This is a genomic window from Streptomyces sindenensis (genome assembly GCF_014649035.1).
In the GTDB taxonomy this organism is placed as follows: domain Bacteria; phylum Actinomycetota; class Actinomycetes; order Streptomycetales; family Streptomycetaceae; genus Streptomyces; species Streptomyces sindenensis.
In genome coordinates, this window is the sequence record NZ_BMSG01000016.1 from 131,348 (window position 1) to 151,600 (window position 20,253).

At 72.4% G+C, this 20,253-nt stretch carries 14 protein-coding genes and 1 tRNA gene; 7 read left to right on the forward strand and 8 right to left on the reverse strand.

What is annotated here, in order from left to right:
- The first annotated feature begins 59 nt into the window (after positions 1-59).
- The 3 genes from IE145_RS19060 to IE145_RS19070 are packed head-to-tail and all read left to right on the forward strand — an operon-like array spanning position 60 to position 7,397.
- Positions 60-3,497, forward strand: a complete 3,438-nt coding sequence (locus IE145_RS19060) for an FtsX-like permease family protein (RefSeq protein ID WP_189526459.1) — start codon at positions 60-62, stop codon at positions 3,495-3,497.
- 1 nt (position 3,498) lies between these two features.
- Positions 3,499-6,366, forward strand: coding sequence for an ABC transporter permease (locus tag IE145_RS19065; RefSeq protein ID WP_189526461.1), 2,868 nt, complete (start codon positions 3,499-3,501; stop codon positions 6,364-6,366).
- Positions 6,363-7,397, forward strand: coding sequence for an ABC transporter ATP-binding protein (locus IE145_RS19070; protein WP_189526463.1), 1,035 nt, complete (start codon positions 6,363-6,365; stop codon positions 7,395-7,397). The genes IE145_RS19065 and IE145_RS19070 overlap by 4 nt, the downstream gene beginning before the upstream one ends.
- Before the next feature lie 54 nt (positions 7,398-7,451).
- On the opposite strand, the gene IE145_RS19075 is transcribed toward IE145_RS19070, so the two are convergent.
- The 7 genes from IE145_RS19075 to IE145_RS19105 all read right to left on the reverse strand — a co-directional run bounded on the left by IE145_RS19075 (position 7,452) and on the right by IE145_RS19105 (position 16,199).
- A complete protein-coding gene (locus IE145_RS19075) occupies positions 7,452-8,174 on the reverse strand; it encodes a DUF8010 domain-containing protein (protein ID WP_189526466.1) in 723 nt (240 codons plus the stop codon).
- Entirely contained in the window at positions 8,171-8,593 is a 423-nt protein-coding gene (locus IE145_RS19080) for an acyl-CoA thioesterase (RefSeq protein WP_006124496.1), read from the reverse strand. The genes IE145_RS19075 and IE145_RS19080 overlap by 4 nt, the downstream gene beginning before the upstream one ends.
- A 5-nt stretch (positions 8,594-8,598) precedes the next feature.
- On the reverse strand, positions 8,599-10,263 hold the full coding sequence (gene ettA / locus IE145_RS19085) for an energy-dependent translational throttle protein EttA (RefSeq protein ID WP_079134174.1): 1,665 nt from the start codon (positions 10,261-10,263) through the stop codon (positions 8,599-8,601).
- A 125-nt stretch (positions 10,264-10,388) separates the two neighbouring features.
- The gene (locus IE145_RS19090; protein ID WP_189526468.1) at positions 10,389-11,882 is read right to left on the reverse strand and encodes a Cys-Gln thioester bond-forming surface protein; all 1,494 of its coding nucleotides are present in this window, start codon (positions 11,880-11,882) and stop codon (positions 10,389-10,391) included.
- A 198-nt stretch (positions 11,883-12,080) separates the two neighbouring features.
- Positions 12,081-12,542 (reverse strand): single-stranded DNA-binding protein, encoded by a 462-nt coding sequence (locus IE145_RS19095; RefSeq protein ID WP_189526470.1) that lies wholly within the window; start codon positions 12,540-12,542, stop codon positions 12,081-12,083.
- 115 nt (positions 12,543-12,657) lie between these two features.
- Entirely contained in the window at positions 12,658-14,559 is a 1,902-nt protein-coding gene (locus tag IE145_RS19100) for a GTPase (protein WP_189526472.1), read from the reverse strand.
- Positions 14,556-16,199 (reverse strand): ATP-binding protein, encoded by a 1,644-nt coding sequence (locus IE145_RS19105; RefSeq protein ID WP_189526474.1) that lies wholly within the window; start codon positions 16,197-16,199, stop codon positions 14,556-14,558. Before IE145_RS19105 ends, IE145_RS19100 begins: the two co-directional genes overlap by 4 nt.
- Before the next feature lie 306 nt (positions 16,200-16,505).
- On the opposite strand from IE145_RS19105, the gene IE145_RS19110 reads away from it, so the two are divergent.
- Positions 16,506-16,578: transfer RNA gene (locus IE145_RS19110), tRNA-Arg, on the forward strand.
- A 399-nt stretch (positions 16,579-16,977) separates the two neighbouring features.
- Here IE145_RS19110 and IE145_RS19115 read toward each other — a convergent pair.
- Complete coding sequence (locus IE145_RS19115; RefSeq protein WP_268246821.1) at positions 16,978-17,673, reverse strand: RNaseH domain-containing protein; 696 nt, start codon at positions 17,671-17,673, stop codon at positions 16,978-16,980.
- An 892-nt stretch (positions 17,674-18,565) separates the two neighbouring features.
- On the opposite strand from IE145_RS19115, the gene IE145_RS19120 reads away from it, so the two are divergent.
- From IE145_RS19120 to IE145_RS19130, 3 genes are read left to right on the forward strand one after another with little or no spacing between them, the layout of a single operon-like run.
- Positions 18,566-18,949: a DUF4357 domain-containing protein gene (locus tag IE145_RS19120; RefSeq protein ID WP_189526476.1), complete on the forward strand. Its 384-nt coding sequence runs from the start codon at positions 18,566-18,568 to the stop codon at positions 18,947-18,949.
- Between the two features lie 25 nt (positions 18,950-18,974).
- Positions 18,975-19,916 (forward strand): ABC-three component system protein, encoded by a 942-nt coding sequence (locus tag IE145_RS19125; protein WP_189526478.1) that lies wholly within the window; start codon positions 18,975-18,977, stop codon positions 19,914-19,916.
- Positions 19,913-20,233 carry an ABC-three component system middle component 6 gene (locus IE145_RS19130; RefSeq protein WP_229825656.1) on the forward strand — a complete coding sequence of 107 codons (321 nt, stop codon included), beginning with the start codon at positions 19,913-19,915 and terminating at the stop codon, positions 20,231-20,233. The genes IE145_RS19125 and IE145_RS19130 overlap by 4 nt, the downstream gene beginning before the upstream one ends.
- Positions 20,234-20,253 lie beyond the last annotated feature (20 nt).

A 20,253-nucleotide genomic window follows, 5' to 3' on the forward strand; every position in this document is an offset into this window, starting at 1 on the left:
TCACCTGTACGTCGGGGGGCGTGCGTGCGCATGTGATGTTTCCGGGGCTGGGGGATCAGGTGACGGGTTTCGTCCTTCTGCGGGTACGGGCTCATCGCCTGTTGCTCTCCGCGGCCGTCCTCGCCGTCCTGCTGACCACTTCCGTCCTGGCGGCGCTCACCGCGCTCGTGGGTTCCGTCGGAGACGCGGCCCTGCGCCACACGCTCACCCACGGATCGGCCGCGTCCGCCGCCCTCGTCGTGTCCGCGTCGGTGGACCACGACCAGCGCGCGGAGGCCGACGAGGCTGTCCGCAAGGCCTCCCGCGACGCCTTCGACGGGCTGCCCGTGACCGTGGGGAAGCTGGAGAGTTCAGGGTCGTACGCGCTGCCGCGGAGCCTCCAGGACCCGGCCGCCCGGCGCGGCGAACCGGACCTCACCCACTTCTCCGCCCTCGACCGCGACCGGGTGCGGATCACCGAGGGCAAGGCGCCCGCGGCCTCCGACGGCACCGGGCCCGTACAGGTCGCGCTGCCCGTCGTGGCCGCCGAGGCGCTGAAGCTGAAGCCGGGCGCACGGCTCACCGTCACCGACCGGCTGCACGACGACAAGAAGCAGCGGGTCCTCGTCACCGGCGTCTACGAGGCCGCCGACCGGTCCGACCCGTACTGGCAGCTGGACCCGCTCGGCGGACGCGGAGTGCGCAAGCTCGCCTTCACGACGTACGGCCCGCTGCTCACCGACCCGTCGGTCCTCGCTTCGGGCGCGCTCGGCGGAGGGCAGACCTCCTGGCTGGCGTCCGCCGACTTCGCCACGCTGACCACCGGCTCCATGGAGGGGCTGCGGGACGCGTCGGCGGGCGCACCGAAGGCGCTGACGGCCGCGCCGGTGTTCGCGTCGGGTGTCACCGCGCGCATGTCGCTGCCGACCGTGCTCGACCAGCTCGACCGGGCGCTGCTGGTCTCCCGTTCCACGCTGATGATCGTCGCGGTGCAGCTGGTGCTGCTCGCCGCGTACGCCCTGCTGCTCGTGGCCCGGCTGCTGAACAGCGAGCGGGACGGCGAGCGCGAACTGCTGCGGGCCCGGGGCGGTTCACGGGGCCGGATCACCTCGTTCGCCGCGATCGAGGCGCTGCTGCTGGCCGTGCCCGCCGCCGTGGTCGCCCCGCTGCTCGCGGGGCCGCTGACCGGGCTGCTGGCCGAACGCAGTGCCCTGTCCCGGATCGGTCTGGACGTCGGCGAGGCCGCGACCGGGACCGTGTGGCTGGTCTCCGCGGCCGTCGCGCTGGCCTGCGCGCTGGCCGTGGTGGCGCCGTCGCTGGCGGCCGGGGCGGGCGGGCGCCGGACCCGGGCCGCGTCGCTGCCGGGACCGGTCCGGGCGGGCGCGGACCTCGGGCTGTTGCTGATCGCGGCGGTGGCGTACTGGCAGCTGGACCGGCAGGCCGGCGGCGGGGCGCTCACCGGCGACCGGGCCGGCGACCTCGGGATCGACCCGCTGCTGGTCACCGCCCCCGCCCTCGCGCTGCTCGCCGGAACGGTCCTGACGCTGCGGCTGCTGCCGCCCGCCGCGAGGCTCGCGGAACGGCGTGCGGCCAAGGGCCGGGGGCTGCCTGCGGCCCTGGCGGGCTGGCAGTTCAGCCGCCGCCCGTTGCGCGGCGCGGGCCCGGTGCTGCTGCTGGTCCTGTCGGTCGCGATGGGCATGCTGGCGATCGGGCAGAGCGCCTCGTGGAACCGCTCGCAGTCCGACCAGGCCGACTTCGGCTCCGGCGCCTCGGTCCGGCTGGTGGGCGGGCACGGCGGCGGCCCGGCGACGGCGGGGCTCTACAGCGGCCTGGACGGGGTACGGCAGGCGGCCCCCGCTCACCGGACGACGGTGGAGGCCTCCGGCGGGCGCACGGCCGAGATCCTCGCCCTGGACACCGCCCACGCGGACGAGGGGATGCTGATGCGCTCCGACCTCGCCGGCCAGAGCCCGCGCCGGGTGTTCGACACCATCGCCCCGAAGCCGGCCCCGCGCCCCGGGCTCGTCCTCCCGAAGGACAGCACCCGGGTGAAGCTGGACCTGCGGATCACCACGGTGTCGCCGAAGCCCTCCGGATCCGCCGTGGATCCGGACGCGCGTCCGCCGGTGGTCACCGTGCTCCTGGAGGACCGCTACGGCCTCCCCCACCGGTTCCTGGCCGGCCCGGTGCCCGTGGACGGCCGCCCGGTCCCGGTGTCGTTCGCGGTGCCGGCGGCGGGTGGTCTGGCCGTGACCGGTATCGAGGTGGACGACAACCCGCCGTTCGGCCAGGCGCAGAAGCGCCGGATCACGGTGAGCGACGTACGCGTGGTCACCGGCTCCGGCGAAAACAACGCTTCCGGCTCCGGCTCGCCCGATGCCCCGGACGCCCCGGAAGGATCGGACGCCCCGGACGCCCCGGACGCCCCGGACGGATCGGACGGATCGGACGCCCCGGAAGGATCGGACGCCTCGAAGGGATCGGAAGGATCCGAACGCCCGGTGCGGGTCTCCGCATCGGTGCGCTGGGACGCCTCGATGACGCTCACCGAGCACGGTGAGAGCCGCCCCGGCAAACCGCCGGTGCGCAACGGGACACCGGGCCTGCCGGACTTCACGTACGACACCGGCGTGGAGAGCGAGGACGGCTGGGGGCAGAGCACCAGCACCCTGCGGATCGCCGCCGCCCGGCCGAAGGCCGCGCCCCTCAAGGCGGTCGCGACGGACGCCTACCTGAAGAACGCGAACGCGAAACTGGGCGACGAGATCGACCTCACCCTGGCCGGGAACACCGTCCGGGTGACCCTGGCGGACGCGGTGCGCCGGCTGCCGACCACCGGGGCCGCCGAACTGTCGGGCACCGCGGACCCGGCACAGTACGGCGGAGCGCTGCTGCTGGACCTCAAGGCGGTCACCGAGGTCCTCTCCCGGCGGACGACGGCCACGATCGAGGCGACCGAGTGGTGGCTGAGCGCCGCCCCCGGCGACGCCCCGAAGGTCGCCGCCGCCCTGCGCGCGCTGCCGGACACCGACCCGGCGCAGGTCCTCGTCCGGGACGAGGCCGCCCAGCGGTTGGTGGACGATCCGCTGGGGGCCGGGCCGCAGTCGGCGCTACCCGCCGTCGCGGTGGTCGCCGCCGCGCTGGCGGCGGTCGGCTTCGCGGTGAGCGCCTCGGGGTCCCGGCGCGAACGGTCGGCGGAGCTCGGCGTGTTGCGGGCGCTCGGCGCCCCGCGCCGCCAGCTGGCCCGGATGATCGCCGCCGAACAGGGCGTGCTGATCGCTCTCGCCCTGCTGATCGGGCTCGGCATCGGCACCGTCCTGACCCGGGCCGTCGTCCCGCTCATCGTGCTGACCGGACAGGCGGACCGGCCCGTGCCGCCGGTGCTGGTCGAGCTGCCCGCCGGGCAGGTCGCCGCACTGCTGGCCGGGGTCGCCGCCCTGCCGCTCGTGATCGTCGCCACGATGGCGCTGCGCCGCGGCGATCCTGCGGTCACACTGCGCCACCAGGGGGACCACTGACATGAGTGACGGCAAGCGGGCGGCGAACGCCCCCTGGATACGGACCCGGCTGCGTACCGCACCCGGCCCGGCGGTGGCCCTCGCGGTGCTGGTGCTGGTGACGGCGTTCCTCGCCGCGGCGTTCCCCCGGGCCGTGGACGCGTACGAGACGAAGGGGCTGCGCCACGACATCCGGCGGGCCGACGCGGAGCGCAGCACCGTGGAGGTCGCCCGCCCGCAGCCCGGGCTCGAACTGCCGCGCGAGCAGCGGGAGGCCGCGGTCCGCACCCCGGAGTTGGAGCGGATCGGCGGTGCGCTCGTCAAGGCCCTGCCCGCGCCGCTGCGCGTGGACACCTCGTCCGTCGCGTACGGCGTGCGCACCACGAAACCGGTCGTCGCGACCGAGCCGTGGCTGCCGAGGCCCGACACGGTGCCGCCGCAGCTCTCGTACACGGCGCAGACGGGGCTGAAGAAGCACGCCCGGCTGGTCTCGGGCGCCTGGCCGACGACGCCCGCCGAGGTGACGTCCGCCTCGCGTGCGGTGCGGGGCACGGTCACCGAGGAGACGGCCGCCGCGCTGAACATGAAGGTCGGCGCGACCCTCGAACTGCCCACGGCGGTCGGGGACCCGCTGAAGGTGACCATCACGGGCATCGTCGCCCCCCGCGACCCGCGCGGCAGCTACTGGTCCGCCGATCCGCTGGTGCGCACCCCGTCGCTGATCCCGGACCCGACGAGCCGATTCCCGCAGAACTACTGGACCGGCACCGTCCTGCTGGCCGAGGACGCCGGGCCCGCACTCCTGAGCACCGCCACCGAACCGGCTCTCTTCTGGCGGCTGCCGCCCGACGCCTCCGCGCTCACCGGCCCCGACGGCGACCGGCTGGCGTCGGTCATCGCCTCGCTGGAGAGCGGCCCCGGGCTGCTGGAGGTGCGGGCGATCGCCGGGGACACCGCGGTGCTCCTCACCGGGCTCGGTCACATCGTGGAAGGCAATGCGCGGATGCGGGACGCGCTCAGCCCCGTGATCGCGGTCGCCGCCCTCGGCATCGGTTCCGTGGCCGCCGTCGTCCTGGTGATGACGGGCGCTCTGATCGCCGCCCGCCGCAAGGCCGAACTGGCATTGATGCGTTCGCGCGGCGGCTCGCTGCGCGGCATCGGCGGCCGGCTGCTCGCGGAGACCTCGGTGACCGTGCTGCCCGCGAGCGCGCTCGGACTGCTTCTCGCGGTACTGGCCGTGGGCGAGGGCCGCTGGTGGCCGGCGGCCCTGGCGGCGGCGGGCGTCGGGCTGCTCGTCTGCGTCGCGCTGCCGCTGCGGACGACGCTCCAGCACATCCGGCCCACGCTGCACGGTGCCCGCGACGACATGGTGAGCGCCCGGCCCTCGCGTCGGCGGACCGTCGCCGAACTGACCCTGCTCGTGCTGGCGGTCGGCGCGGTGACGGCGCTGCGCCGCCGCGGTACGTCCGGGAGCGGCACCGATCTGCTGGTCAGCGGCGCACCCGTGCTGGTGGCGCTGATCGCGGCGCTGGTGCTCGTACGGCTCTATCCGCTGCCCCTGCGTCTTGCCGCGCGCCCCATGGCCCGGCTGCGCGGGGCGATCGGCTTCCTGTCGCTGGCCCGGGCCGGCCGTTCCTCGGCGGGCGGGGCGCTGCCGCTGCTGGCTCTGCTGCTGGCGCTGGCCACGGCGGCGTTCGGCGGCTCGGTGATCGCCGGGATCGGGGACGCGCGGGACGACGCGGCCTTGACGGCGGTCGGCGCGGACGCCCGGGTGAGCGGCAAGGCCGAGCGGGCGACGCTGCCCGACGAGCTGGTCCGCACGGTGAGCGAGCTGGACGGGGTGCGGAGCGCGGCGCCGCTGCGGATCGAGTTCGGCGTGACCATGCCGGAGACCGCGGCCGCTGACGGCGGCGCGGACGGCAGCGGTACGGACGACAGGGTTACGGGTGCGGGCGCGGGCCCCGGTGGCGGCGGCACGGCCGGGGCGAGGGCCACGACCATGGTGGGCGTCGACCCGGCCTCGTACACCCGGCTGGCCCGTGCGACCGGACTGCCGGTCTTCCCGGACGGCCTACTGAAGGCGACCGGCCCCTCGGCACCGCTGCCCGAGGGCGTGGCGTCCGGACCGGAGCGGGTGCTGCCGGTCATCGCCTCCCCGGCGGTGGCGGCCCGGCTGGGCAAAGAGGCGCACGCGGTCGACACACTCTCCGGGAATTTCAAGATCCGGGTGGTGGGGACCGTCGAGCGGATGGCATCGCTCGCCTCCACGAACTTCCTGATCGTCAACTCCGCCTCCCTGGAGCAGCGAGCGCCCACCACGCTGCTGCTCACCGGCGCCCCCGACCCGGAGAAGCTGCGCGCGGCGGCGGCCGGGAAGGGCGAGGAGTTCGTCGTACAGCTGCGGTCCGAGGAGCGCGCGCGGTATGTGAACACCCCGATGCAGGCGGGGGCCGAGCGGATCTATCTGGCGGCCGTCGCGGCGGGCGCCGGGTACGCCCTGCTGGCCGTTCTGCTGTCGCTGCTCCAGACCGCTCCCGAGCGCAGGACGCTGCTGGCGCGGTTGCGCACGATGGGGCTCACCACCGGGCAGGGCAGGCGGCTGCTGGCCTTCGAGGCGACACCGCAGGCGCTGCTGGCGGCGGGCGGCGGCCTGTTCACCGGCTGGGCGACCATCGTCCTGCTCTCCCCCGGCATCGATCTGGTGCCCCTCGCGCTCGCGGGCGTCGCCGGATCGGACACGAGCCCGGTCACGCTGCGCGCCGACCTCTGGTCGCTGGCGCTCCCGGCCGCCGGGGTGGTGGCACTCGCCGCCGCGGTCGCGGGCGTCCAGGCGTGGTGGGCGAGCCGCCGCGGATCGATCACCGAACTCAGGGCAGGAGACTCCCGATGACCTCGTCCACCTCCACGTCCAGCGGGACGGCAGGCACCCACCGCGCGGCCGAGACGACGCTGGCGGAGCTGGAGCGGCGGGCGGCGGCCCGCCGGGACCGCCCCTCCTACGGGCACGACGCGCTGATCGCCTGCGACCGGGTGGTGCGGATCTTCACCACGGACGGGGTGGAGGTGCAGGCCCTCCAGGGGCTCGACCTGCTGGTCACCGAGGGCGAGTTGATGGCCCTGGTGGGGGCGTCGGGCAGCGGCAAGTCCACGCTGATGAACATCCTGGCCGGGCTGGACGTGCCGACGGCGGGCTCGGCGAAGGTCGCGGGCTGCGATCTGCTGTCGATGGGCCCGAAGGAACGGCTGCGCTACCGGCGGGACGTGGTCGGGTTCGTCTGGCAGCAGACCGCCCGCAATCTGCTCCCGTATCTCTCCGCGATCCAGAACATCACCCTGCCCATGCAGTTGCGCGGCGGTGGGAGCAAGCGTGAACGGGCGGCCCGCGCCGAGTCGTTGCTCGCCATGCTCGACATCGCGGACTGCCGCGACCGGCGGCCCCAGCAGCTCTCCGGCGGGCAGCAGCAGCGGGTGGCGATCGCGGTGGCGCTGGCCAACGACCCGTCCGTGCTGCTGGCGGACGAGCCGACCGGTGAGCTGGACTCCGCCACCGGGGAACAGGTCTTCGCCGCGTTCCGGCGGGCCAACGAGGAGCTGGGCACCTCGATCGTGATCGTCACCCATGACCAGGCGGTCGCGAACGAGGTCCGGCGTACGGTCGCGATCCGTGACGGCCGTACGTCCTCCGAGGTGCTGCGCCGCACGGAGGTGGACGCGGCGACGGGCCAGGAGTCGCAGGTGGCCCGGGAGTACGCGATGCTCGACCGGGCGGGACGGCTCCAGCTGCCCGCGGACTACACGCGGGCGCTGAACATGGAGCACCGGGTGCTGCTGGAGCTGGAGCAGGACCATATCGGCGTCTGGCCGGACGCGCACGGGGCGCCGGAGAACGGTTCGGCGAAGGACGCACCGGAGAAGCAGTAGCGGATCAGGCGTCCGGGCCCCGGTGGGCCCGGGCCGCCGACGGGTACGGCTGCCTCAGCCGCGCCCGACCGAGAGGCTGAGCCCGCCGGGCCCGCCCAGGCCGCCGGCCGCGTCGCGGCGCAGGGCGATGGAGCCGAAGGGCGTCCGCAGCCGCAGCCAGCCGCCGGCCGACAGCAGCGAGACGGGGAAGTCCGGGTCGGGGCGGAGGAATCCGAGGGACTGGGCGGCGTGCACGGCGCGCAGGGGCAGGTCCGTGGCGCCGACCGGCCGGGACCAGATCTCGCGGCCGATCCGGTCGCGTTCGGCGCGGGTGCGCGCCTCCTCGGGCAGCGCCTCGTCCCGCGTACGGAATTCGGCGACGGCCTCGTCGAGAGCGGCGCGCAGGGCGTCGGGACCGGGCAGCCCCGCCTGCTCCAGCCAGGGCCCCCGGGGCGGCAGGACGCCGGTCCAGGGCGGCCCGGTGACGGGCGCGGGCAGTACACCGCCCCGCTCCCCCGAGCCCTCACCCCCGCCGTCGCCGGGGACGTCGAGGGACTCCAGCAGCTCCCCGGCCGACACCGTGACGTCGAGCGTCTCGGGGCGGGCCAGGCGGGCGGTGCGGATGGCGAGGACCTCGAAGGAGGGCGGGCGGCCGAACACGGCCAGCGCGTCGCCGCCGCCCGCCTGCAACCGGACCGCGGCGGCCCTGTCGTAGTGGAGCAGCCGGCCGAGGAAGGCGGCGAGATCCGCCGCCTCCCTCGGGTCGGCGAACAGCAGCGACTGAACGGGCACGGTCATGCCGCGGCGGGCTCCTCTGCCAGGTACTGCTGGAGGAAGAGCTTCTCCTCGGCGGAGATCCGCCGGGGCCGCTCCGCCGCCAGGTCGTACGGCACGACGACGGTCGAGGCGCGTACGTACACCTGGTCGTCGTCCTTGATCTCATAGGCGATCGTCAGGGACGCGGCGCCTATCTTCGTTACCCACGACTCGACGGTCACCGGCTCGTGCCGGTGGACCAGCGGCCGTACGTAGTCGATCTCGTGCCGGGCCACGACGGACCCGCCCGAGAACGACGGGGAACCGTCCCCGGGCGCCAGCCGGAACATGAAGTCGATGCGCGCCTCCTCCAGGTAGCGGAGGAAGACCACGTTGTTGACGTGGCCGAAGGCGTCCATGTCCGACCAGCGCAGGGGGCAGCTGTAGAGGTGACGGGCCAAGACGATCAGCCTCGCGTGAGCTTCTTGTACGTGGCACGGTGCGGGCGGGCCGCGTCCGGGCCGAGGCGGTCGATCTTGTTCTTCTCGTACGACTCGAAGTTGCCCTCGAACCAGTACCACTTGGAGTCACCCTCGTAGGCGAGGATGTGCGTGGCGACGCGGTCCAGGAACCAGCGGTCGTGGGAGATGACCACGGCGGCACCGGGGAACTCCAGCAGCGCGTTCTCGAGCGAGGACAGGGTCTCCACGTCGAGGTCGTTGGTGGGCTCGTCGAGGAGCAGCAGGTTGCCGCCCTCCTTGAGCGTCAGCGCCAGGTTGAGGCGGTTGCGCTCACCACCGGAGAGGACGCCGGCCGGCTTCTGCTGGTCCGGGCCCTTGAAGCCGAACGCGGAGACGTAGGCGCGGGACGGCATCTCGACCTGGCCGACGTTGATGTAGTCCAGCTCGTCCGAGACGACGGCCCAGAGGGTCTTCTTCGGGTCGATGTTGGCGCGGGACTGGTCGACGTAGGAGATCTTGACCGTGTCGCCGATCTTGACCGAGCCGCTGTCAGGGGTCTCCAGGCCCTGGATCATCTTGAACAGCGTGGTCTTGCCCGCGCCGTTCGGACCGATGACGCCGACGATGCCGTTACGGGGCAGCGTGAACGACAGGTCGTCGATGAGGACCTTGTCGCCGAAGGCCTTCGAGAGGTTCTCGACCTCGACGACGATGGAACCGAGCCGGGGGCCCGGCGGAATCTGGATCTCCTCGAAGTCCAGCTTCCGCATCTTGTCGGCCTCGGCCGCCATCTCCTCGTACCGGGCGAGACGGGCCTTGGACTTGGTCTGACGCCCCTTGGCGTTCGACCGCACCCACTCCAGCTCCTCCTTGAGGCGCTTCTGGCGCTTCTCGTCCTTGCGGCCCTCGACCTTGAGGCGGGCGGCCTTCTTGTCGAGGTAGGTGGAGTAGTTGCCCTCGTAGGGGATCGCGCGGCCGCGGTCGAGTTCGAGGATCCACTCGGCGACGTTGTTGAGGAAGTACCGGTCGTGGGTGACGGCGACGACGGCACCCGCGTACTTCGAGAGGTGCTGCTCCAGCCAGTTCACCGACTCGGCGTCCAGGTGGTTGGTGGGCTCGTCGAGGAGGAGCAGGTCCGGGGCCTCGATGAGGAGCTTGCAGAGCGCCACGCGGCGCTTCTCGCCACCGGAGAGGTTGGTGACCGGCCAGTCGCCGGGGGGGCAGCCCAGGGCGTCCATGGCCTGCTCCAGCTGGGCGTCCAGGTCCCACGCGTTCGCGTGGTCCAGGTCCTCCTGGAGCTTGCCCATCTCCTCCATCAGCGCGTCGGAGTAATCGGTCGCCATGAGCTCGGCGACCTCGTTGAAGCGCTTGAGCTTGCCCATGATCTCGGCGGCGCCGTCCTGGACGTTCTCCAGGACGGTCTTCGACTCGTCGAGCTTCGGCTCCTGCATGAGGATGCCGACGGTGAAGCCGGGCGACAGGAACGCGTCGCCGTTGGACGGCTGCTCCAGGCCCGCCATGATCTTCAGCACCGTGGACTTACCGGCGCCGTTGGGGCCCACGACACCGATCTTCGCACCGGGCAGGAAGTTCAAGGTGACGTCATCAAGGATCACCTTGTCGCCGTGCGCCTTGCGCGTCTTGCGCATGGTGTAGATGAACTCAGCCAAGAGAAACCGTCCGGCAGCAATAGAGGTGTGGGCAGATACATCCATCTTGCCTGACACCCGCCCCCGGAAGGAAACCCGTCCGCCCACCGGCACCGGAACCCCGGTCACCACTTGTGGACGGGCGTTCACTCACCGTCGGCGTGCGGCTTCTTCCGGCGGAGGGCGAAGACCGCGCCGCCGCCCACGACGAGCAGGCCGATGGCGACGGCGGCGAGCTTCGGGGTGGCGCTGGAGCCGCCCGTGGCCGCGAGGTCGCCCTCCAGTCCCGACGAGGCGGAGCCGGTCGTGGCCGGGACGGACCGCTCGGCGCTCCGCGTGCCGATGTCGTTGCCCGTGCCGCCCGCCTCCTCGCTCTCCCTCTCCAGGACACTGCCGCTGGTGGCGCAGTCCAGCACCCCGGTGAAGGTGCGGCTGAACCCGGCGGGCCCGGTGATGGTGAAGTCGTACGCCTGGTCCTCGGCGACGGGGACGGTGACCGTGCTGGTCTCCCCGGCGGCGACGGTGTGCTCCTCACCGGCCAGCTCGAAGGTGAACGGCTCGTCGCCCCGGTTGGCGGCCGTGACGTCCACCCCGCCCTTCGCGCAGTTCTTCCGGGCGGTCACCGCCGGGGCGGCGCCGGTCTCGGCCCAGGTGGCGGTGGCCCGGGCGGAGACGGTGGACTCGCTGGAACCGGCCAGGATCTGGGTCTGCGTGCGGCCCGTCCCCACGAAGGCCCGGCCGACCGGCACCGAGGTGGTGGCCTGGACGGTCAGCGACGCGGTGCCGTCGGCGGTGTCCTTCGGCACGGCGAAGTAGAGCCGGTCCCCGTCGGACGCCTTGGTGACCAGGGCGCCCTTCTTGTCGGTGACCCGGACACCGCTGGCCGCCGCGTCGACCGGGGGCGACACCGAGACCTGGCCCGCGGCGGTGCGGACGGTCACCGGACCGATCGGCTCCCCGGCCCGGCCGGAGACGGCGGCCGGCTCCAGGGTCAGCGAGGCCCGCGGCTCCTTCTCCGGGCGCGCGCTGCGCTGGAGCCAGTCGGCGAGCTTCTCCGCCTGCTTGTCCGACGCGGTGATGTCGGCGTTGTCCGAGTAGCGCCAGATGGCGACCTGGGTCCCGGCGGCGGCGGTCCGCTCCGTCAGCGGACCGGTACCGGCCGCCTCGGCGAGCGCGGCCAGGTCGTCGACCTGGGGGTAGGAGTGCTGGAGGATCCAGCGGATCCTGCCCGCGTTCGGGTTGGCGCCGAGCGAGGTCTCGGCCCAGGGGGTCTCCAGGTACTTCGCCTGGTCCTGGGTGGGGTTGTGGAGGTCGACGCAGTAGGTCTTGAGCTTGCCGCCGCCGTCCACGGTCATCTCGAACAGTCCGGCGGGCAGTTCCTGGGTCCGGGCGGGTGCGCCGTTCTCCCCCGCGATGCGGAGCACGGCGCTGTCGAAGGTCTTCAGTCCGTCGAGCACCGCGGCCGCGCCGCCCTGGTGGCGTCCCGGTTCGTCGGCCGCCGCCGGTCCGGCGCCGACGAGCGCGGCAGCCGCGACGAGGCCGGAGACCAGTAGCGCGGCGACCGGGCGGAGGATCCCGCGGCCGGGGCCCGCTCCTGTCGTGCCGGACGACGCAGCGGACGCTGAAGGCGCAGAAAACACAGAATTCCCCTCCGGGCGAGGCCCTCGCGCGTGGTGCGCGTGTGGGGAATGCCTCGCCAGCAGACCCAAGTGACCCATGAGCACTGGGAATCCTAAGGAACGGGCGGAGGTGAGTCCCCCGTACCGCCCTTCGCCAACCATTCCGAATCGGAATCGTTATCGCGGGATCGGACTCGAACGCGTCGCCGAACAGTCTTTTCAGGACACTGCGGCCATTGCGCCGACCTCTTCCCGTTCTTTCCGCGACACCTCCGCGTCGCCGTCCGTGATGCGCTCCGGACGCTCCGTCAGATGGGGTTCCATTCGGGGCGCCCGGCGGAACGCGGCCGTCCCCCGGCTCAGGTCGTGGCCGACGGCGACGGCCTCGACATCCACGAACGTCCGGCGCTGACCGGCCTGTTCTTCCTCGCGCACCTTCAACCGGCCGTGCACGAGCAAGGGTTCTCCGACCGAAACGGAACCGGCGAGATTCGCGGCGAGCGTCCGCCAGGACCAGACGGTGTAGAAGCTGGTGCGGCCGTCGGTCCAGAGCTGTTTCTCGCGGTCCCAGCGGCGTGGAGTGACGGCGAAACGGAATCGCGCCATTCCTCCGGTGGCCGTCTCCCGGAAGTCCACCGCCGTCGCCGCGTTACCCACCAGGGTCACCAACGTCTCGTTCACTTTCCCGCCCCCGCTTTCCTGGTCTTCCGTGTCGCACCGCGTGTACCTCGTCGTACGGCGGTGGGTACGGACTCCATGGTGGGGGCCGGAAGGAAATCGCGTCAGGGCCTGTGGACTACCGGCCGGTTGTGGAAAACTCCGTCACCGTCACGTACCGCTCGCGCACTTCCCGGTAGCGCACCAGCTCGGCCGCGACCGGATCCAGGACCCTCGCCCGGCCGCACCCGGCCGCAGCCTCGCGCAGCCGCCGTTCGGCGTCCTGCCCGTACCGTCTGGCCGGCCCCCGGATGGCCGCGGCGCAGGCCCACTCGACCAACGGTCCGCCGACGACGCCGGCCAGCATGATGAGCGCCGGCGTGACGAGCCCCGGCTCCAGGACGCCGATGATCTGCCCGACCAGCCACAGGCCGCCGAAGATCTGGAGGAGCGTCATCGACGCCTGGGCCAGCACCGCGGCGGGCCACCACTTCGGCCGGGGCGGTTTGGGCGGGCGGCCGCCGAGCCGCTCGGCCGTGCCCTTCCCCTTCCCCTTCCCCGTCTCCGTACCGCCGCCCCGCTTGGCCGCGCCGGACGTCCCGGCCTTGACCGCCAGTTCGTCCAGCGCCTCGGGCAGCCCCCGCGCCCCGGTGAACGCCGCCTCGCGCACCGCCTGCGCCCAGGGCCCGGGCAGCCCGTCGGCGGCGTCGTCCGCGACGATCCGCACCGCCTGCTCGACCCGCTGCCGGGCCGTCAGCTCCTCCTCGGGCGGGGTGAACGCCTGGCCCATCCGGTCGAGGCTGCCGGGCAGGCCCCGGTTCTCGTACCAGCGCCAGAGCCGCAGCCACGGTGTCCCGCAGGCCCGGCTCGCGTTGCGGCGCCACTCCCGCTCGGCGGCCTGTCCGGCGGCCGCCGCGCCGACGGCCTCGGCCAGCCGGTCGGTGAACTCCTCGCGGGCCCGCTCGCCGAGGCCGGGCCGCCCCTCGGCCACGTACACCCTGCGCAGCCGGGCCGCCGCCGCGTCGACGTCGGCGGAGAGGCGGCGGGTGGCGGCGGTGCGGTCCGAGACGAACCGGCCGATCATCTCGCGGAGTTCGGGCACCCCGTCGCCGGTGAGGGCGGACAGGGACATGACGGTGGCGCCGGGTTCGCCGTGCTCGCCGAGCGCGATGCCGTCCTCGTCGAGGAGGCGTCGGAGGTCGTCGAGGACGAGGTCGGCGGCCTCGCCGGGCAGCCGGTCGGTCTGGTTGAGGACGACGAAGGTGACCTCCGCGTGCCCGGCGAGCGGCCGCAGATAGCGTTCATGGAGGGCCGCGTCGGCGTACTTCTCGGGGTCGACGACCCAGATCACCGCGTCGACCAGGGCCAGCACCCGGTCCACCTGGTCGCGGTGCTCGGTGGCCGCCGAGTCGTGGTCGGGCAGGTCGACCAGGACGAGCCCCTGGAGCGCCTCGTCGGACGCTCCGGGGCCCGGGTGGGGCCTGCGCCGCAGCCGCCCGGGGACGGCGAGGCGGTCCAGCAGCCCGGCCGCCCCGTCGGTCCAGCTGCACGCGATGGGCTGGGAGGTGGTGGGGCGGCGCAGCCCGGTGTCGGAGATCGGGGCCCCGGCGAGCGCGTTGAACAGGGTCGACTTCCCGCTGCCGGTGGCTCCCGCGACGGCGATGACCGTGTGCCGGGAGGAGAGCCGCTGCCGGGCCGCCGCCTCGTCCAGGACGCGGCCCGCCTCGGCGAGGGTGTCCCGGTCGAGCCGGGCACGGGAGAGTCCGACGAGTTCACGCAGGGCGTCGAGCCGGGTGGGCAGGGGTCCGCCGGCGGGGGCGTACGCCTCGACCTGCGGCTCCGCGTCGTCGTCGGCGGGCGCGAGGACGGGCACGGGCGCGTCGGTGCCACGGGCCGCGGCCGCCGCCGCGCGCCGGGCGATGAGCCCGTCGTCCCAGCGTCCGTCCTCGCGCCCGACCCCGGCCCCGCCCGGCTCCACCTCGCCGTCGCCCTTGCCCTTGCCCGTGCCCTTGCCGTGGTCCTCGTCCGTGACGGCAGTCATCGCTGCCACCTCTCCTTCTGCAGTACGGAAAGCGCGGCGATCAGTTCGGCCTGGGGTTCGGGGCCCACGTCGAGCGCGTCGAGCGGGGCGAGGCGGCGTTCGCGTTCGCCGGCGAGGACCTGGTCGAGCGTGGCCGTCAGCAGCTCGCCGCCCTTGTCGCGGAGGCGCAGCGCGCCCTGGGCGCCGATGCGTTCGGCGAGCTGCTCCCCCGCCGCACGGGCCCGGCGCCCGCCGAGCAGGGCGGCCGCGAGGAGGGCTGCGACGTTCTCCGGGGCGGGCGCCACGCTGCGGTCGAGCTGACGCACCTCCTCCTCGGCCAGCTCCTCCAGGACCCGGCGCCACCGGCGTACGGCGACGGCGATCCGTCCTTCGACGTCCTCGGCGGGGCCCCAGCCCCCGGCCTCGCGCCCGGCGTCCTCGAAGCGGAACAGGGCCCCGGCGGGTTCGCGGCGCCAGTGGGTGCGGATCTGTTCGTCGGCGGCGGAGACCGAGCACTGGAGCAGGGCCACCAGGCTGTCGACGAGGGCTTCGAGGAGTTCCTCGGGCGAGCTGTAGAGGGGGTAGCCGCGCCACCGTGTCCGCGCGTCCCCGGAGAGCACCGCCCCGTTCTTCAGCCGGCGCCGGATCCGGGTGGCTTCCTTGCCGTACGCCTCGTCGACCGCCCCGGTGAGCCGTACGGACGCGGCGTACTGGGCGGCGACGGCGGAGGCCAGGGCGGGCATCCGGACGTTGAGCGACTCGATGACGCCGGAGGCGGTACGCCCCACCGCCTGCTGCCGGGCGGCGGGGTCCTGGGCCCGGTGGGCGAGCCAGGCGCGCAGCGGGGCGACGGCGCTGGTGGGGAGGAGTCCGCTGCCGCCGCCGGTGGACTCGGGCAGTTCGGGGATGGTGAAGCGGGGTACGTCCCCGAGCCCGGCCCGGGTCAGCAGGGCGGCGTACTGCCGGGAGACCTCGGCGATCACCTGGTGGGGCACCCGGTCGAGGACGGTGACGAGGGCGGCGTCGTACTCCTTCGCGGTACGCAGCAGGTGCCAGGGCACGGCGTCGGCGTAGCGCGAGGCGGTGGTGACCATGACCCAGACGTCGGCGGCGCAGATGAGTTCGGCGGCGAGGACGCGGTTGCGGACGACGAGCGAGTCGATGTCGGGGGCGTCCAGGATCGCGAGCCCACGCGGCAGGCTGACGGCGGTCTCCACCCGCAGGGCGGCCTCCCCGTCCTCGCCGCGCGCGGCTAGATCGTCAAGACCTTCGGGGTCCGGGGCCTGACCCGGTGGCAGCCAGACCCGGGTGAGCTGCGGCAGCACCCGCACCCCCGCGAACCAGTGGTGGTCGTCCGGGTGGCAGACCAGCACCGGGGTCCGGGTGGTGGGCCGCAGCACGCCGGCCTCGCTGACCCGGCACCCCACCAGCGAGTTGACCAGGGTGGACTTCCCGGCCCCGGTGGATCCGCCGATCACGGCGAGCAGCGGCGCCTCGGGGTCCTTGAGCCGCGGCAGGAGGTAGTCGTCGAGCTGGGCGAGGAGTTCGACCCTGGTCTGCCGGGCGCGTTCGGCCCCCGGCAGGGGCAGTGGGAGACGCACGGCGGCGACACGGTCGCGCAGGGCGGAAAGTGCGTCGATGAGCTGAGGCCGTACGTCCATGGTCACCACATGCGAAGAATGCCCAATTTTAGAGCCTTTTTGAAGCGTATAGACACCTCTGCGCGGCGGTTCCACCCTCTGGACAGAGCCAGGACAGAGGGGATGAGTGGGGCAGGGGCATAACGAGTGCACAACACCCGGCGCGCAGCGGGCGAAAAGCGCTGCGGAAATCGTACCTACCTGCGATTATCGGTTCGCTTCACTGAACCTCCACATCGTGCCACGCAGGTGAAGCAACCGGGTCCAGGGGATCGGAGCCCTATCCTTGTCCCGGCACGGCCACGGAACCACCGATCAGGGCTCCCGGCCCCCGTAGCTCAGTGGATAGAGCAGGCGCCTTCTAAGCGCTTGGCCGCAGGTTCGAGTCCTGCCGGGGGCGCACGTTTATGCAGGTCAGAGGCTTTCACGCCCTCCGCAAGATCACTTGCGGAGGGCTTTTTCGTCGCCCGGGAGCACGCTTTGCCCTGTTTTCTACCCTCGTTTTAGGCTCCCCGTCCCACATACGTCCCCCACTCCGAGGGATATTCGACGGTCAGCCTCCAGCCGCGAGAGAGTAATACCTGGTCAGAGCCGTTCTGATGGCCCATCGGACACACACAGAGCGAGCGCCAAGGCGGCGCCGCCCTGTTCGTGGCTGCTGCCTCAGACTGCTCCGTCTCGGCGCCAACCACACGACGTGGCACCGCCACCGAACCACGCAGATCGCGGAGCCAGCGGCTGTGCATCGGCCGCTTACCCGGAGAACCGCTTCGGCCCGGGGCCCCGCCGGAGACGAGCCTCACCCCTCGTCGTCTCCCCCTTCGGGTTCCGTGGTCAGCCCCGCCGCGTCCATGAGGTCCGGGTCCGAATCGTCGTCCGTCGTGCTCCCCTGCTCCTGCTCCACAGTTGGCCCCGCCGTCGCTCCTGTTGAAGCCTCATCACTCTGCACAAGCATCGGGAGGACGCACGCCTGAGCCAGTCCGGCCAGGTAAAGCGGGAGCGGCAGGGACAGCGCCGCCGCATAGTCCGGTGCCTGGCGCAGTTGGTGTACGGCGAGGGCCAGCGCCTCGGCATCGTCCGGCTTTCCCAGGGCAAGGGCGCCCGCGCCGTTGTTCGCGTGGCAGCCGAGCACCGCGATCTCGAGCAAGGTCGGGTTCCAGGCGCTGGTGCCCGCCTGCGAGGTGAGGTTGCCCGCGGCGTTGACCCTGGTGGCCAGGCGGATAAGGGCGGGCGACACGGCGTGGGTACCCGGGCGTTCCGTGGTGCTGTAGAAGATCCGCTCAGTTGCTGGGGTCCCGCCCTGGGACGGGGCGGTCTGGGCCCAGAAGCCGGCCGGCTGGCCGTGCGGCTTACCGGGGTCCGCCAGGCCCCACCACTGCGCGGACTCCCGCCCACCGCATGCTCGGACACGCACAAAGCGGAGTTCGTCGTCGAGTCGGCCCGCGGGGGCGTGGCCCGTCCGGATCAGATCCCGCTCGATCCGGCCGTCCTGCAGTCACCGTCAATACAGCCTGCTGTTCTACGCGTGAGTGATCTCGCACAACGCAACACCTGCCACAAGCCACGCCCCCACCATGCGCACAACGGCATCGGACTCGGCCGCATTCCGTCCCGTCCCCCTCGTACACGGACCACCCCCGTGAGGGGCGAGACCCTGGAGCCGCACACCGCCATATGGTCACAACCGGGCCCTCGCCCGCCCTGTCTGCGAGCAAACGGGGGCTCTGGCGCGCAGCTGTGGCCAGGTGCAGGCGAGGCCGCGAGTGAGTTCCGGCGAGCCACTCGGGCCCCGTAGCCAGGACGATCCGGCTACGGGTACGACTGACGACGGCGGCCTGCTCGCCCTCGGCCTCCTCGACGGCACATGCCTATCGCACCGAGAACCGGTCACGGCAAATATCCGGGACTCGAACCCTTCCGCGAGCAGCCACAGCGCCTCGAACCGTTCCTCCGGCCGCAGCGAGCCGAACGCCTCCAGCCGCACCTTGCCAATGCTGACGCAGGCGGCGGAGGGCGCGACCAGCACGGCGCGCCGCCCGCCGACAACCCGGAGGTGCGTATGAGCGGATCACGGAAGTTAACCAAGGATTTTAGGTACAGGCTCTTTTCCACATGAGATTGACGGCCCGCCAGTTGCCGGAACTGCCCCATCGCCTCGCAGACCCGGACACGGGGCAGCTTGCGGAGCCAGCCCCACCCTGCCAGAAGGCTCTGGGCAATCACGATCCACAGCACTCCCACGTCATTGACTGCGCCAACAGCCCAGAATCAGACAAGCCGTAGCGCGCGCCCCGCACACCAGGTGTTGACAACCCAGCGCGGGACCGTAAGACTTTTTTTCTCGACGAAAGACGGAGAGAAAAAAATACTCCGAGGGAAGGGGGGCCGTGCCCGAGCACAGCATCACCGTTGACGCAGAAGTCTTCGCGCGCCTGCAGCGCGAGGCCAAGCCGCTGATCGACACACCAAACAGCGTGCTACGACGTCTGCTTGCCCTGGACGAGGTGACGGTCCAGCCAGGCGCCCTCGCCAAGTTGATCGCTTCAGGACTGCTACGGCCGGGGCAGCGACTGACCTGGCGCCGCCGCAACCTAGGCCAGGAGCACCGCGCACACATCACCGCCGAGGGAAGTCTTCGGCTGGATGACGGCCGGATCTGCACCTCACCGTCCGGCGCGTGCGAGGCGGCGACCGGGGCAAAGGCCAACGGCTGGGATGCCTGGCACACGGACGACGGCACTTCCTTGAGCACTCTTCGCGGCAGAGCCTGACCACTTCGACGGGGGAATCGACCACGTGGACTTCACTCAGCGCATGCTGGCGCAGCTCACCCTGCGCCAACAGCTCACCGACATGCCAGGCGAGAGCTTCGAGCAGCTGATCCACAAGCTGCTGAGCCTGCGGCACCCCGACTTCGTGCCCGTACGCACACACGGAAATCTCGGCGACATGGGCGCCGACGGGCTCCTCCTCTGGGACCGGGTGCTCTGGGCGTGCTATTCACCGCAGACCGACGACATCGCCCGGGTCAAGCGCAAGTTCGCCTCGGACCTGGAGAAGGCGCTCGTGAAACGGCCGGATGCCTTCGACACGTTCCGCTTCGCGGTCAACGATCTCAAGGGCGTGCACCCGGAGTTGAGCGTGATGATGTCCGAGGCTCAGGAGAAGCTGCGCCCGCGCCGAGTGGAGCACTACGGCTGGCACCGCCTATGGAACGACGTCATGCGACTGGACAGGATCGCCACGGAAGATCTCCTCGGCTGTGAGCTGCCGGTCCAGGACAAGACGTACGGCATCGGACTCACCGATCTCGAGGCGTTGCTTGCCCGGCTCGGTGAGCAGCGGCGCACGTCGCAGCCGCTCGCGGCCCTCCCTGAAGTCAACAAGTACAAGATCGAGTGGAACGGTCTTTCCGGTGACGTCCGCGGCGCGCTGATCCAGGGGATCGGGCACAGCCATATCGTCGAGGGATACTACGCCGGGCTCGGCGCACCGGACGAGGCAGACCGGGTCGCCCAGGGGTTCCGGGTGTACTACGACCAGGTCCGGGCCGATACCGACGACCAGGACAAGCTATGGGCCGCACTGCAGGAGTACATTCTCGGAAACGCCGCACCGAGCCTGAACTCGATGTATTGCGCATGGATTGTCATCGCTCACTCCTTCCAGCGGTGCGACGTCTTCGACGTGCCACCCGACGGCTGGATTCCGAGCGCGGCGGACCGGAGCGCCGCGTGATCACTCCGACGAAGGGGATCTCCCCGGACCGCTCCCTGCTCGCCGTAGGTGCGCAGATCCTGCGGGTCCTCGACATGCCGGTGACCGTTACCCAGACCTGGTCGAGATTCCGCGCCGAACGTGTCCGGCTTGGCCACCACTCTCCGGTCTCTTTCCAGTGGTTCGTCCTCGGGCTCGATGTGCTGTACGCGCTCGGTGTGATCGAGTTCCGCGACGATCTACTGACGAGAAGGCGAGCCGACTCGCCGACCAGAAGGAGGGACGATGCTGCGTCGTCTGAGAAAGTGTTGGGTAAGCCGTTGATCACTCGCGGTTGAGGTCTTCGGTGAGGCGTCGG

Bases quoted from the DNA above. Each gene is read 5' to 3' on its own strand.
- IE145_RS19070 (WP_189526463.1), top strand. From the start codon at position 6,363: ATGACCTCGTCCACCTCCACGTCCAGCGGGACGGCAGGCACCCACCGC.
- IE145_RS19075 (WP_189526466.1), bottom strand. From the start codon at position 8,174: ATGACCGTGCCCGTTCAGTCGCTGCTGTTCGCCGACCCGAGGGAGGCG.
- IE145_RS19105 (WP_189526474.1), bottom strand. From the start codon at position 16,199: ATGGACGTACGGCCTCAGCTCATCGACGCACTTTCCGCCCTGCGCGAC.
- IE145_RS19065 (WP_189526461.1), top strand. From the start codon at position 3,499: ATGAGTGACGGCAAGCGGGCGGCGAACGCCCCCTGGATACGGACCCGG.
- IE145_RS19100 (WP_189526472.1), bottom strand. From the start codon at position 14,559: ATGACTGCCGTCACGGACGAGGACCACGGCAAGGGCACGGGCAAGGGC.